Here is a 12822-nt window from a genome sequence, read left to right as displayed (position 1 = left end):
GGAGAATAGTTATGATTGAACCACATGGCGGTCATCTAGTGAACCGCATTCCATGTGAAGAAGATCGCCTGGCGCTGCTTGAGAAAGCTGCAATGTTTCCAGCGATTACGTTAACACCATGGAATTTATCTGATTTGTATCTCATCGCAATCGGCGCATTCAGTCCGTTAACCGGCTTTATGAACCAAACTGATTACCAGAATGTTTTAACGAAAATGCGGCTCGCAAATGGGACAATCTGGAGCTTGCCTATTACACTTTCCGTCTCTAATGAAGTGCGTGACCAAATATCTTTTAGCCCCACTATTTGCTTAAAGGGGAATGATGGGGAAATCTACGGACTTATGGAAGTAGAAGATATCTATGAAACCAACAAACGTGAAGAAGCACATGCTGTTTACGGAACTAACGATCCAACACACCCTGGTGTACAAAAAACGTACGAGCAGCAGGCTTTTAATCTTGGGGGACCGATCACCCTCCTCCAACATCCAAAGGCACTTCAGGAAAATTTTCAAACGCCAGCCGAATTGAGAGAATCCTTTCAACAACGTGGCTGGAAAACGATTGTAGGTTTTCAAACGCGCAATCCGATTCATCGCGCGCATGAGTACCTTCAAAAGACAGCACTCGAAACGGTTGATGGCCTTCTGATCCATCCGCTTGTTGGGGAAACAAAGAAAGATGACATTTCAGCGGATATCCGCATGAAAAGCTATCATACTCTTTTAGAAAACTACTATCCGGCCGACCGCGTTATTCTTTCTGTTTTTCCTGCTGCCATGAGATACGCCGGCCCGCGTGAAGCCGTTTTTCATAGTATTGTTCGGAAGAACTTTGGCTGTACCCATTTTATCGTTGGAAGGGATCATGCAGGCGTTGGCGACTTTTACAATACGTTCGCGGCTCAGAACATCTTTAACCAATTCGCAAAAGATGAAATTGGCATTGAGATCATGGCTTTCGAACATGCTTTTTACTGTGAGCAATGTGCAAGCATGGCAACTTCCAAAACGTGTCCACACGACAGTGAATGTCACCTTCACCTGAGCGGTACAAAAGTTCGAGAAATGCTGAAAAATGGGCAGCGTCCACCAAAGGAATTTTCTCGGCCTGAAGTGATCGACATCTTGATTAATGAGGTGCAACAGCATGACTCTGAAGAAACTTAATGCCGGCATCCTACTCTCCCTATGATTACTTTCTATTTTGTTCTCATTACCATGATCGCAATGCTAATCGCCCTCTTCTTTGAACTGGGACGGCCTGACGTTATTCTTGCCTCCGTTCTCGTTTTATTTCTTTTTACCGGGATCATTACGCCGGAAGAAGCAACGGCCGGATTCTCGAATGAAGGAATGCTCACCATCGCCCTTCTTTTCATTATTGCTGGAAGTATTCAAAAAAGTGGAATTGTCGACCGCACGTTTCTACGCCTCTTAAAAGGGGCTTATTCGCCAAAGAAACGATTGGTCAGATTGCTCTTTCCTATCTCGTTGATTTCCGCATTCGTGAACAATACGCCGATCGTCATCGCTTCCACGCCAATGGTGAAAAAATGGTGTACGGAAAATGGTATTTCGCCTTCTAAATTTCTCATTCCACTTTCTTACGCAACCATTCTCGGCGGTACGATTACGATAATCGGGACATCAACCAATTTGGTCGTTCACGGTCTTCTTGTTGAAAACGGCTATGCTGGCTTTTCTTTTTTTCAGCTTAGCGCTATTGGTATTCCAATTACATTACTCGGACTCTTGTATTTGGTTCTATTTAGTGATCACCTGCTACCAGGGCGTGGTATTTCAAATCTCTCTGAGCCGGTGCTTAAGGAGTACACCGGTGAAGCGCTCATCACTGCCCAATTTCCTTATCGAAATCTTACGGTGAAAGAAGCGCAGCTAAGGAGCTTGAAAGGATTATTTCTCGTCAGCATTTTACGTAACGAACATGCGATAGCGCCCGTATCAGGCAACACAATTTTAAAAGAAGGTGACCGGCTCGTGTTTAGCGGTGATATTTCAACAATTACCGATATCCAGCGGATGAAAGGGCTCGAACTGCAAGAAAGCACAGGTTCGTCTTTTCCAGACCACCACCGGCTCGTGGAAGGAATCGTCACCCATCATTCTTCCCACCTTTTTAAAAAGGTGAAAGACACCAACTTTAGAAGCCTTCATCAAGCTGCGGTAATTGCTGTTCATCGACATAACCAGCGTTTGCAAACGAAAATCGGTGATATTGTGTTAAAGCCTGGGGACGTGCTGTTAATGGTGGCTGGAGAACAGTTTGATAAGAAAAACGATTTCTATGCCATTACACCAATCGATCATAAACTTGTGACCAAGCGACAAATGAGAATGGGCTGGCTATCGAGCGGATGGTTTGGAATGATGATTGCCCTCGTCACATTCAATGTTCTCTCGATGCTTACCGCGATGGCTGTGACAACACTGCTACTCTTTTTAACAAAGCTTGTAACACCTGGTGAAGCGCGGCATCTCATTCAATGGAATGTTCTGTTGATGATCGCTTGTTCTTTCGGGATTGGAACTGCGTTATTAAATTCAGGGGTCGCTACGTCAATGGCTGATTTCTTAATTACGTTCACCCATCCTTTTGGTTTATTTGCTACGCTTCTCAGCCTCTATGTCGTCACAAATGTCTTTACCGAAATGATGACGAATAGCGCCGCAGTCGTTTTTATGTTTCCGATTGCAATGGAAGTGGCCCGAACGCTTGAAGTTGAACTCATGCCACTCGCCATCACTGTTGCGATTGCTGCCTCCGCAAGCTTCATGACGCCAATTGGCTACCAAACCAATTTAATTGTTTATGGTGCAGGTGGTTATCGGTTCCAAGACTTTTTAAAAATAGGATTCCCTTTAACCATCATTGTGATGGTGACTACTTTAGTCCTTGTTCGATTTTATTTAATGGCTTAAGGAAAGGAGATGGATTTGATGAAAGAAAAACATATTACCTGGCACGAGGGAAGGGTGACGAAGCCGGATCGTGAAAAACGGAAGGGACATAAAGGGGTCGTGCTCTGGTTCACAGGATTATCCGGTTCAGGTAAATCGACGATAGCCGTAGAGCTTGAGAACGTTTTACACGCATCAGGTGTCCATACGTATCGGCTTGATGGCGATAACGTGCGGCATGGGTTAAATCGTGACCTTGGCTTCAGTGATGAGGACAGGGTCGAGAACATCAGGAGAATTGGTGAAGTGTCTCGGCTATTTGTGGATGCTGGTCTCATAACCCTGACAGCCTTCATATCTCCTTTTCAAAAAGACCGCGACATGGTTCGTTCCCGATTCAATGAGGGAGAATTCATTGAGATTTTTGTAAAAGCAAGCCTTGAAGCATGTGAGAATCGGGATCCGAAAGGTTTATATGCAAAGGTCCGCCGAGGAGAGATTCATCAGTTCACCGGCATCGACTCTCCCTATGAACCCCCAACTACCGCTCACATCGTTCTTGATACAGAAAAACTGACCGTAGAGGAAGCTGTCCAATCGATTGTGTCCTATTTACAGAAACATGGGTATTTGAAAGGTTAACTCCCAGGCTCATGATGAGGGCCAAATAGTGCCACAAGATTCATCAAATTAAGGAGGTTTTAAGGTTTGAATCAGATTGTCATCCCACGCTTTTTTTTAAATTCAATCCCCAAAAGCGGTACACATCTTTTAAAACAGCTGCTTCTTGGGATTCCTGGTATCCAATATAATTCTCAAATTGGGTTATATGAGCACTATCATTATCAGACGGATGAAAAACTAAATCCAATTAAAAATCTTTCCCCACATTCTTTTGCAAATGGGCACCTTCATTACTCAGTGGATTGGGAGACGTTCTTCAAAGAACTCGATATGAAGCAGGTCTTTGTATTTCGCGATCCGCGAGATGTCTTGATTTCGTATGCTCACTTCATTCCTAAAACGCAAATAGACCATCTATATTCTACTTTTACACAAGAAGGATTCACACATCGTGATCGTATCAAGTTTCTAATAGAAGGAGGGCCAGTTTTAGAGAATGGAATTCCAGATCACCCAGGCATTCGAGAGTGGTATCAAAGCTTTTCAGGTTGGTTAAACCGTCCAAACGTGCACGCCATACGCTTCGAAGATATGATTGGTTCTGAACAAACGAAGCGGAAAACCACTAGCGATTTGCTTGATTTTCTAGCTGATGGAGTCGACCATTCCCTTCATCGAGAAGACTGGATTACCGCAATGATTTCAAACATCCGACCAGAAGCTTCCGTTACATTCCGTAAAGGAAAAAGCGGTGGATGGAAGGATGAGATGGATGATGAACTCAAAGCACTGTTTCAAGCGTGTGCTGGAGATCTACTTGAAGAATTGGGATATCAATAGCGGTTTACGCAGTACTTCTATCCTACGAACCTCTTTGTCCTCCCTTTATGGTGGCGATTAAAACGAATTTAGTGATACACAAAGAGTCCTTCTATGAGGGACTTTTTGCTTGTTTTGTTTTCAAAGGGGGTCAGGCTCGAGCCTGACCCCCCTTATCCATCATTTACCTCTTTTATTTCCCCCCTCGACCCCCACCACTCTGCCTTTTGTACTACATTTTAGAAAGCGATTTCAATCATCAAAAAAAGTCCATTAACTGTTATATATTTGTAATATTTGTCTTAATAAACGTCTAAATATCGCCTAATCCCTTATGGAATATAGAAACTTTTATTACAAAAGTGTTGAAAACTTTAGAAAGATGTTTAAAAAATGTCTCTTTTTAGATTTTAGCGGATTTGGGATGGTTTCAAGAGCGTCAGACCGAGGTATATTCCGAATTAATCAACGTTCAACTCTACTAAAACAATCCGGTTCAAAAGTCGCATAACAACTTGAATAAGGAGTGGAAGCATGAGTATTCAAAAAAGTGCCGATAGTTCGAGTCTGGCGGAAGTAATTGACCGTATTCTCGACAAAGGAATTGTCATTGATGCATTTGCGAGAGTCTCTCTTGTTGGGATTGAAATTCTAACGATTGAAGCTCGCGTCGTAATTGCAAGTGTAGATACATGGCTTCGTTATGCTGAAGCCGTCGGATTACTTCGAGATGACGTGCAAGAAGAAGGTCTGGCGAAGCAAAGTAACGATCGTGCACCTCAGTTTAGTGTTTAATAAAACCATTCTAATAGAGATGAGGGAAAAACATGAGTGAAAACGATGTGAATCATACAAGCGGAAAAATCTTATCGCAGCCCGAAAGCGGCGCGAAACAGAAACAAGAAACGGGTGAACGCCCGTCCATGAATTACGCCATCATTGGTGGCGTTGTTGGCGCCGGGGTTGGCTTACTTTCAAATCCTGGAACAGGCAAAAAAGTCGTTGAAAGCCTCGGCAAATCCGAAGCAGTAAGAAATGCCGGTAAGGAACTAAGAAGATCGGCACAAGAATTCATAACAGAACAAGCCATGATTACGTTGAGGCAAACGGCGACTGGTTATATGAGTAAATATGAAGGGCGTCTCCTCTCATCAACGAAAAAGAGCGGCGGAGAACAGCAACAAGCGAACGATGAAGTAGCCGCTTCCTCTTCCAATGAAGAAATCGATGAAATTAAAGAAGAAAACAAGCAGTTAAACGAACGATTAGATCGCATTGAAAACATGCTTTCTAGCTTAGTAGATTCAAAATAACAGACGTCCCTTAAGGGGGAATTCGATGAGTGTCAGCAAGAAAATTGCAAAGAAGGTCGCGGAACATACGCCTGAACCGGTGAAAGAAAAGGTTATGGACAAGGCAAAGGAAAAATTCGCTGATGATATGCGCGATCACGTGCAGAACAGCGTCCAATCAAAGGTCATTGAAGCTTCTGAGAAATTGGAGAAAACCAAAGAGGAAAACGCGGAAAACGTTCATTCTAAAGCGGAAGACGCGAAAGAGAAAGTACAAGATGTGCTTTTATCTGTTCGGGAAAAGCTTGGAAATGCAAAAGAAGCCGGCGAAGAGTTCCAGGAAAAAATGTCCGATTCTGATCAGAAGAAGACAAAAGTGAAAGGCGTTGGAAGTCTTAAAGGCGTGAGTGATATCAAAAGTTCACTCGACATTAAAAGCTCCACTGAAATTAAAAGCTCTGAAAACATTAAATCGTCGAAAGACATTAAACGGATCACATCTTAAGAATGAAAGGAGAATGATGATGGCTATTCAAAAAAGTGCCGATAGTTCAAGTCTTGCTGAGGTAATCGACCGTATTCTTGATAAGGGGATTGTCATTGACGCTTTCGCTCGCGTCTCGGTTGTAGGAATTGAGATTCTTACGATTGAAGCTCGCGTCGTCATTGCCAGTGTCGATACGTGGCTCCGTTATGCGGAAGCCGTTGGTCTGCTTCGTGATGACGTTCAAGAAGAGGGTCTCGCGAATCAGCAGAATGAGCGTAACGCACAGTTTAGTATTTAACTGAAATCAATTGTGAGGCGGATCGCCGCCTCCCCTATTACGATAGGAGGACACTATGGAAATCAAGGAAATTATGAATCAAGTAGCCGATTTTTTTAACCAGCATGTAGCTCCCCTCCATAAAATTACTTCCGTCGAAATGAACGACCAAGAAGGCTGGAAAGTGATTGCTGAAGTGATCGAAGAAAAAGAATATATGAAAAAGTACGCGAAAGATGAAATGCTCGGAACATATGAAGTGCTTTTAAATAATGAAAAAGAAGTGGTCTCTTTCTCGAGACGTGACGTCCGCTATCGAAGTGCGATCGGACAAGAAATGTAGGCGACGAGCAGGAGGTATGTGACGTGACCGTTTTAACGAATCACAAGAAAAAGGATCGACGCGCGCTTATACAGGATGACGAAACAAAGGAACTGCTCTCACGTTCACTTCAGTACCTGAAATCCGGCTATCCTGTCCACTATATCGGCCCATCAGGTGCTGGAAAAACATCTCTTGCCCTAGCTTTAGCAAAAAAGCGAAATCGTCCGGTGATGCTTATCCATGGAAATCATGAGTTAAATAACAAAGATTTAATTGGTGATTTTACTGGTTATACAAGTAAAAAAGTCGTCGATCAATATGTTCGATCGGTTTATAAAAAAGATGAAAGCGTGACGGAAACATGGCGAGATGGGCGTTTGTTGGAAGCTGTGAAAAATGGCTATACGCTCGTCTACGACGAATTTACGCGTTCACAACCAACGACAAATAACCTTTTCCTATCGATTCTTGAAGAAGGCATTCTTCCACTATACGGTTCCAAGTTAACGGAACCTTTTATCCGCGTTCACCCTGCATTCTCGGTAATTTTCACCAGTAATCCTGCCGAATATGCCGGTGTTTACCGAACGCAGGATGCCTTATTAGATCGCCTAATTACGATCAATGTCGATTACAAAGATCCTGAACGCGAGGCGCTAATCGTATCTGAGAAAGCGAACCTGGTCATGAGTGAAGCACGCGCAGTCACTTCCATGATCTCAGAGTTACGGAGCCATTGTTCGAATCACGGACCAAGTTTGCGGGCTTCCATGATGATCGCCACCCTCGCGATTGAATCTGATATTCCCATAGATGGACAAAACGCTGATTTTCAACGTCTATGTCTTGATATAACAGCTCACACGATGAGCGAATGCTTAGAAGAAGACCAAGAATCCGTAGAAAAAGTGATACGAGATGCTTGTGAAAACATGAAAGTTGTTAAGGAATAAAGGAGTGTCAACGATGAGTGAAGCAGAAACAACGGGAATCTATATTTTTTGTGCCATTCAAACGAACCAGGATGATGATTTTGGCACAATTGAACTTGAAAACGAAAATCGTGACATTTTTACGATTCGCTACAAAGATGCCGCGATGGTAGCGGCAGAAGTGCCGATGAAAATTTATCATCCAAAGAAAGATAATCTCTTAACGCATCAGAACGCCGTCTCTCAAGTGATGAGTCAGAAGGATACGGTTATTCCAATTAGCTTTGGGAACGTATTTAAATCGAAAGACGATGTAAAGGTTCTCCTTGAAAACCTCTACCCGCAATTCGTGAACCTTTTTCCGAATATTAAAGGCAAAATCGAAGTTGGATTAAAAGTGATTGGTAAAAAAGAATGGCTTGAAGCCGCTGTGAACGACAACCCTGAGGTAGAGAAAATGGCAGCAGCTGTCAAAGGGAAATCAGAAGCGGCTGGGTATTATGAGCGCATTCAGCTCGGGGGAATGGCACAAAAATTCTTCGCCTCCCTTCAAAAAGAAATTGAACAGGAGATCTTCGTTCCATTAGAAGAAACGGCAGAGTCGGCGAAAGCAAATGACCCACTTGGTGAAAAAATGCTTTTAAATGCTTCCTTTCTCATAGACCGCGATCGTGAGCAGGAATTTGATCAAAAGGTCAATGAAGCTCATGAGAAGTGGAAAGACAAAGTTGATTTTAATTATACCGGCCCATGGCCCGCCTATAATTTCGTCAACATTCACTTAAAGGTAGAAGAAGCGTAATGATACACAAACTGGTTACCGCGCCTTTTGATCTAGTCATTAAAGTCGGTGAGAAAATTAAAGAAGAAGCAGATAAAGAATTATACGATCTTCCTACCATTCAAAAGAAGTTAATTCAGCTTCAAATGATGTACGAGCTTGGCGAACTGCCAGAAGATGCTTATACGGAAAAAGAAGAAGAATTGCTGTTGCGCTATGAAATTGCGAAGCAGCGAGAAATGGAGCAATGGGAAGAATTAACGAAAAAAGATGGAAGGTGACGATATGGGGGACCTCCTCTACTTATACGGTCTTATCCCAACAAGTGAAGCAACTCATCCCCTCCCTTCTGTAAAAGGGTTTGATGGTGAGCACGAGATCTTTATGCTTCCTAATGAAGACGTGACAGCAATCGTTTGTCACCTGGATCATGCAGCCTATTCAGAAGAAACGATTAGCGACAAAATCAACAATGATATGGAATGGCTACAAGAAAAAGCATTTCATCATCATGAAACGGTGCAACAGCTCGCGAAGCAATATACGATTGTCCCGTTAAAATTCTGTACGCTTTATAAAAATGAAGAAAGCTTACGAGAAACGGTTAATAAAAACAAAACGAAGCTGAAGGAAACGTTTGAACTGCTTGATGGAAACGAAGAATGGAATCTTAAAATTTATTGTGATGACGAGCAGATCAAGCAGCAAGTAAGTGAAAGCAATCCGGTCATTAAAGCAAAACGAGAAGAAATTAGTGTTTTACCTCGTGGCAGACAATTTTTCGAGAAAAAGAAAATGGATGAGCTGATCAATCAAGAACTCGAAGATGAGAAAAACCGTTTTTGTGAAGACATTCATGAAAAGCTTAAGAGCGTTTCTCTCTACGGAAGTATTAAGAAAACCTGGGGTAAGGATGTAACGGGCCGTAAGGAAAAAATGGCGTGGAATAGCGTTTTTCTCCTCCCTTCGCCTAACGTGGAGACGTTTTTAAACAACGTCGAGCAATACGAGGGAGATTTTGAAGAAGCCGGATGGAAATTTGAAGTATCTGGACCATGGCCACCCTACCATTTTTCTAGCTTTTCTTAGTGAAGACAGTGAGGATGAATTGCCATGACGGTACGAGAAACCATTGAAAATAAAGACATTGCCCTTATCGATATTTTAGACGTCATTCTTGATAAAGGGGTGGCGATTAAAGGAGACTTAATCATCTCCATTGCTGGGGTTGACCTCGTCTACCTCGACTTACGCGTACTAATCTCATCTGTAGAGACGCTTGTGCAACACAAGCAGGGTACACGAAAAATCATAAATTCAGAACAATTTGATCGAGATAGGGAGGCTTTGGATCATGCAGCACAACCCGACGAGTGGTCGCATCAACGTTGACCCTGATAACGCCGAGCAAGGGCTCGCCCAGCTTGTGCTTACGGTCGTCGAACTTCTACGGCAGATTGTCGAGAGACATGCGATGAGACGTGTTGAAGGCGGCACGTTAACCGATGAGCAGGTTGAGAACCTCGGTGTTGCATTAATGAATTTAGAAGAAAAAATGGAAGAGTTAAAGGATGTATTTGGCCTTGATGCGGAAGATTTGAACATCGATCTAGGCCCACTTGGCAACTTGCTTTAATTTGCTTCAGGTAAAGGAGGCATTCAGATGGCTATTGAGCATCAGATGCAGTCAAATACGATTGTCGATGTGTTAGAAAAAGTGCTAGATAAAGGCGTCGTGATTGCCGGTGATATTACGGTCGGGATCGCTGATGTCGAACTTCTTACGATTAAGATTCGCTTAATCGTCGCTTCCGTTGATAAAGCAAAAGAAATAGGCATGGACTGGTGGGAAAATGACCCCTACCTTAGCTCGAAAGCCGCCGATAACAAAACAGCCGCACTTGAACAAGAAAACAAGCAATTACAAGAAAGATTGGAAGCACTTGAAAACAACTTAAGCCAAAATAGGCTTAATCTAAATGAAAAATAAACTATTGGAGGGATTTATCATGACAGAACAAAACACAAAAGTTGAAAACCAAACACAAGATCAGCAGCAGAATGGAACGGATAAGAAAAAGTCCGGATTAAATGGACCACTTACAAGAACCGTCACAGGAAGTATTCTTGGTGCTACAGTTGGCTACCTCGCCACTCCAGAAAACGGGAAAAGATTAGTTGGCAAGATTGATCAAGAAAAGCTTAAAAACAAAAGCAAAGATTTTGGACGAGCGACGAAAGAAAAGTCAAAGCAAGCAGCAGGTTCAATTCGAACTTCAACCGCTAACCTTTTTAAACGGAACAAGCAGGAAGAATCTCCAGAAAACGATGAAACGAATGAAACGACTCTCGCTTCCAACGAAGCAGCTCCAACGATTGAAGCTGAAGAACAGGTTGAGACTCATTCTGACCAACAGCAGGATTCTAACGAGGATTACAACTCGTTGAAAGAAGAAAATGATTCTCTTCAAAACCGCCTTAGCCAGATCGAAGAAAAGCTTGATCGATTAACGAGAGCACTTGGAGAAGAAGTTGAAGGCGATGACGAGCAAAGCGAAGATGAAACGCCTGAGAATCAGAAGTTAAACAACGCTCAAGAAAGTGTTGAGGACGAGGAAGATGACGAAGAAAACAAGCCTTCTTCAAAAAAGCAGAAACAGAAAACGTCTCGTAAACCAGAGAATAAAAAAGACGATCAGGATGATGAAGAGGAAGAAAGTGAAGATGAGGAAGAAAACGAAACTGAAGCTCCCGGAAATAAGCAGATGAAAGCAGATACTGAAAATAGTGAAGACGAGGACGAGGAAGAAGATGATGAGGAAGAATCGGAAGAACCGAAATCGTCCTCTAACAAAAAGAAACGAAGCACTTCCCGAAAGTCGAACAGTTCGAAAAAAGCGAATGATAAAAATGATGAGCAAAACCGTGAAAAAGAGAAAGTAACGACACTTTCTAGTAACGACGACACATCTTCTTAATTACTTGCACTGAAAGGAGAAGTGAACATGGGTTTTGAATCAAATAAAGACAGTATTCTTGAATTTTTTACACACGCATCGAATCAACATGATTTTGCGCTGGATATTACGTTAAATGTAAATGGTGCACTGATCACTGGAACTACGATTTCAGCAAAAGAGTATTTTGATACGTTGAGCGATTCCATTGGTAACGGCAATGATGTCGCTCAGAAGTTAAGTGAAAAACTTGCGGATGCTGGACAGTCTCTAGAAAATAACGGCGATTCGCAAACCAATTTTATTCATTTAAAGAATACAAAGGTTTACCTCGGTGATAGCAAACCAACGCCTTCACAGGGAAAGATCGTGTGGCGAGGAAAATTAAGTGAAGTAGACGGATTTTTTCTTGGAAAAATTTCAGATTCAAAATAAGTTAATCAGGGATAGAGAAGGCATATCGCCATTCTCTGTCCCTTTTTTCATAGGATTTCTTCAATCAGGGTAGCATACGAATACTTAGACCTATGAAGGAGGAAACCGGTTATGACTATGAAAATCGTTACAATTGTGGCTTACTTCTATTTGATCGCCTCATCTCTTATTTTTTCAGGAGATATGTCTGGCGGAAACGATGTGCTCATTGCCCCTTCCGGCTACACATTTTCAATCTGGTTGTTGATTTATTTGCTTCTTCTCATCTCACTCGTTCGCCAATTTACGGCAAGTGAGTGTGATCAAGCACTATATGTGAAAATTTCCTACCTTTTTGCAAGCAGCATGCTTTTATCTGGAACCGCCGTTCTTGTCAGTGATTCAGTGGCGCTCATCTTTATCGCCGGTTCATTGGTTACGCTGTCCATCCTTTACGCCATCATCACTAAAAATGCTGAACGCTCTTCCTTTTTCAGCGTACCGTTCTCGTTCTACCTCGCCTGGACATCGATCGCCACGATCGTGGATGTATTCGTTGTGGCAGATGTAAATAACGTATCGCTGATTTTTGGGATGAATGAGCTAACCTGGACCATTATTATGCTCATTATCGGCGCAGGACTCGCCGTCTACTTTAGTCTTTACAACGACGATTTGATCTACCCGATCGTGTTTTTGTGGGGTTACTTTGGCATCTTTGTGAAAGACGACAAACCGTTGCAGCTGACCTACACGCTTAGTATTGTGATGATTGGACTTGTGGCGTTTGTGATTTGGAAGGTCGTGCAGGAGGTGCGTGGGCGAAGGATGAGAGCGGAAGCGGTTTGAAGGTGGGTTTGTCTTTATAGGGGGTCAGGCTCGTGTCTGACCCCCCTCCACCTCTCATTGTGCTCAATCCCTTACTGTGTAAGGGTTTTGCAGAAGGAATGCTTCACAATTAATGTGAAAAAGTGTCCTTTGGTGAAGGAC

Annotated in this window: 19 protein-coding genes; all 19 read left to right on the top strand. The window is 42.7% G+C overall.

The window, feature by feature from the left end:
• Window positions 1–11 precede the first annotated feature (11 nt).
• The 19 genes from sat to LCL91_RS08340 all read left to right on the top strand — a co-directional run bounded on the left by sat (window position 12) and on the right by LCL91_RS08340 (window position 12681).
• Complete coding sequence (gene sat, locus LCL91_RS08430) at window positions 12–1172, top strand: sulfate adenylyltransferase (protein ID WP_224881635.1); 1161 nt, start codon at window positions 12–14, stop codon at window positions 1170–1172.
• A gap of 51 nt (window positions 1173–1223) precedes the next feature.
• Window positions 1224–2945: an SLC13 family permease gene (locus tag LCL91_RS08425; protein WP_224881632.1), complete on the top strand. Its 1722-nt coding sequence runs from the start codon at window positions 1224–1226 to the stop codon at window positions 2943–2945.
• A gap of 15 nt (window positions 2946–2960) precedes the next feature.
• The gene (cysC, locus tag LCL91_RS08420) at window positions 2961–3566 is read left to right on the top strand and encodes an adenylyl-sulfate kinase (RefSeq protein ID WP_305077978.1); all 606 of its coding nucleotides are present in this window, start codon (window positions 2961–2963) and stop codon (window positions 3564–3566) included.
• A gap of 66 nt (window positions 3567–3632) precedes the next feature.
• Window positions 3633–4388 (top strand): sulfotransferase domain-containing protein, encoded by a 756-nt coding sequence (locus LCL91_RS08415; protein WP_224881628.1) that lies wholly within the window; start codon window positions 3633–3635, stop codon window positions 4386–4388.
• 513 nt (window positions 4389–4901) lie between these two features.
• On the top strand, window positions 4902–5162 hold the full coding sequence (gvpJ, locus tag LCL91_RS08410; protein ID WP_224881626.1) for a gas vesicle protein GvpJ: 261 nt from the start codon (window positions 4902–4904) through the stop codon (window positions 5160–5162).
• A gap of 32 nt (window positions 5163–5194) precedes the next feature.
• Window positions 5195–5680 carry a GvpT/GvpP family gas vesicle accessory protein gene (gvpT, locus tag LCL91_RS08405; protein WP_224881624.1) on the top strand — a complete coding sequence of 162 codons (486 nt, stop codon included), beginning with the start codon at window positions 5195–5197 and terminating at the stop codon, window positions 5678–5680.
• Window positions 5681–5705: 25 nt separating this feature from the next.
• Window positions 5706–6164: a gas vesicle protein GvpQ gene (gene gvpQ, locus LCL91_RS08400; RefSeq protein WP_224881622.1), complete on the top strand. Its 459-nt coding sequence runs from the start codon at window positions 5706–5708 to the stop codon at window positions 6162–6164.
• Between the two features lie 19 nt (window positions 6165–6183).
• Complete coding sequence (gene gvpJ, locus LCL91_RS08395) at window positions 6184–6444, top strand: gas vesicle protein GvpJ (protein ID WP_159786140.1); 261 nt, start codon at window positions 6184–6186, stop codon at window positions 6442–6444.
• Window positions 6445–6499: 55 nt separating this feature from the next.
• Complete coding sequence (gvpO, locus tag LCL91_RS08390; protein WP_194218445.1) at window positions 6500–6766, top strand: gas vesicle protein GvpO; 267 nt, start codon at window positions 6500–6502, stop codon at window positions 6764–6766.
• Between the two features lie 23 nt (window positions 6767–6789).
• Window positions 6790–7701: a gas vesicle protein GvpN gene (gene gvpN / locus LCL91_RS08385; RefSeq protein ID WP_194218444.1), complete on the top strand. Its 912-nt coding sequence runs from the start codon at window positions 6790–6792 to the stop codon at window positions 7699–7701.
• Window positions 7702–7714: 13 nt separating this feature from the next.
• Complete coding sequence (locus tag LCL91_RS08380; protein ID WP_224881620.1) at window positions 7715–8482, top strand: GvpL/GvpF family gas vesicle protein; 768 nt, start codon at window positions 7715–7717, stop codon at window positions 8480–8482.
• Window positions 8482–8742: a gas vesicle protein GvpG gene (locus tag LCL91_RS08375; protein ID WP_224881618.1), complete on the top strand. Its 261-nt coding sequence runs from the start codon at window positions 8482–8484 to the stop codon at window positions 8740–8742. The genes LCL91_RS08380 and LCL91_RS08375 overlap by 1 nt, the downstream gene beginning before the upstream one ends.
• A 4-nt stretch (window positions 8743–8746) precedes the next feature.
• Entirely contained in the window at window positions 8747–9550 is an 804-nt protein-coding gene (locus LCL91_RS08370) for a GvpL/GvpF family gas vesicle protein (RefSeq protein WP_194219559.1), read from the top strand.
• A gap of 24 nt (window positions 9551–9574) precedes the next feature.
• On the top strand, window positions 9575–9853 hold the full coding sequence (locus LCL91_RS08365) for a gas vesicle protein (protein ID WP_194218441.1): 279 nt from the start codon (window positions 9575–9577) through the stop codon (window positions 9851–9853).
• Window positions 9816–10097, top strand: a complete 282-nt coding sequence (locus tag LCL91_RS08360) for a gas vesicle protein K (protein ID WP_160918162.1) — start codon at window positions 9816–9818, stop codon at window positions 10095–10097. Before LCL91_RS08365 ends, LCL91_RS08360 begins: the two co-directional genes overlap by 38 nt.
• Before the next feature lie 27 nt (window positions 10098–10124).
• Window positions 10125–10451 carry a gas vesicle protein gene (locus LCL91_RS08355; protein WP_224881616.1) on the top strand — a complete coding sequence of 109 codons (327 nt, stop codon included), beginning with the start codon at window positions 10125–10127 and terminating at the stop codon, window positions 10449–10451.
• Window positions 10452–10470: 19 nt separating this feature from the next.
• A complete protein-coding gene (gene gvpT / locus LCL91_RS08350) occupies window positions 10471–11439 on the top strand; it encodes a YtxH domain-containing protein (protein WP_224881614.1) in 969 nt (322 codons plus the stop codon).
• A gap of 27 nt (window positions 11440–11466) precedes the next feature.
• On the top strand, window positions 11467–11853 hold the full coding sequence (gvpU, locus tag LCL91_RS08345; RefSeq protein WP_224881612.1) for a gas vesicle accessory protein GvpU: 387 nt from the start codon (window positions 11467–11469) through the stop codon (window positions 11851–11853).
• 111 nt (window positions 11854–11964) lie between these two features.
• Window positions 11965–12681 carry a hypothetical protein gene (locus LCL91_RS08340; protein ID WP_224881609.1) on the top strand — a complete coding sequence of 239 codons (717 nt, stop codon included), beginning with the start codon at window positions 11965–11967 and terminating at the stop codon, window positions 12679–12681.
• Window positions 12682–12822 lie beyond the last annotated feature (141 nt).

Source organism: Guptibacillus hwajinpoensis (assembly GCF_020171785.1).
GTDB classification, from domain to species: Bacteria; Bacillota; Bacilli; order Bacillales; family Guptibacillaceae; genus Guptibacillus; species Guptibacillus sedimenti.
The sequence above is the reverse complement of the archived record's forward strand: the minus strand, read 5'-3'. Positions and strand labels throughout refer to the sequence as shown.

Bases quoted from the DNA above. Each gene is read 5' to 3' on its own strand.
- sat (WP_224881635.1), top strand. From the start codon at position 12: ATGATTGAACCACATGGCGGTCATCTAGTGAACCGCATTCCATGTGAA.
- LCL91_RS08425 (WP_224881632.1), top strand. From the start codon at position 1,224: ATGATCGCAATGCTAATCGCCCTCTTCTTTGAACTGGGACGGCCTGAC.
- gvpJ (WP_224881626.1), top strand. From the start codon at position 4,902: ATGAGTATTCAAAAAAGTGCCGATAGTTCGAGTCTGGCGGAAGTAATT.
- gvpT (WP_224881624.1), top strand. From the start codon at position 5,195: ATGAGTGAAAACGATGTGAATCATACAAGCGGAAAAATCTTATCGCAG.
- gvpQ (WP_224881622.1), top strand. From the start codon at position 5,706: ATGAGTGTCAGCAAGAAAATTGCAAAGAAGGTCGCGGAACATACGCCT.
- gvpJ (WP_159786140.1), top strand. From the start codon at position 6,184: ATGGCTATTCAAAAAAGTGCCGATAGTTCAAGTCTTGCTGAGGTAATC.
- gvpO (WP_194218445.1), top strand. From the start codon at position 6,500: ATGGAAATCAAGGAAATTATGAATCAAGTAGCCGATTTTTTTAACCAG.
- LCL91_RS08380 (WP_224881620.1), top strand. From the start codon at position 7,715: ATGAGTGAAGCAGAAACAACGGGAATCTATATTTTTTGTGCCATTCAA.
- LCL91_RS08375 (WP_224881618.1), top strand. From the start codon at position 8,482: ATGATACACAAACTGGTTACCGCGCCTTTTGATCTAGTCATTAAAGTC.
- LCL91_RS08370 (WP_194219559.1), top strand. From the start codon at position 8,747: ATGGGGGACCTCCTCTACTTATACGGTCTTATCCCAACAAGTGAAGCA.
- LCL91_RS08365 (WP_194218441.1), top strand. From the start codon at position 9,575: ATGACGGTACGAGAAACCATTGAAAATAAAGACATTGCCCTTATCGAT.
- LCL91_RS08360 (WP_160918162.1), top strand. From the start codon at position 9,816: ATGCAGCACAACCCGACGAGTGGTCGCATCAACGTTGACCCTGATAAC.
- LCL91_RS08355 (WP_224881616.1), top strand. From the start codon at position 10,125: ATGGCTATTGAGCATCAGATGCAGTCAAATACGATTGTCGATGTGTTA.
- gvpT (WP_224881614.1), top strand. From the start codon at position 10,471: ATGACAGAACAAAACACAAAAGTTGAAAACCAAACACAAGATCAGCAG.
- gvpU (WP_224881612.1), top strand. From the start codon at position 11,467: ATGGGTTTTGAATCAAATAAAGACAGTATTCTTGAATTTTTTACACAC.
- LCL91_RS08340 (WP_224881609.1), top strand. From the start codon at position 11,965: ATGACTATGAAAATCGTTACAATTGTGGCTTACTTCTATTTGATCGCC.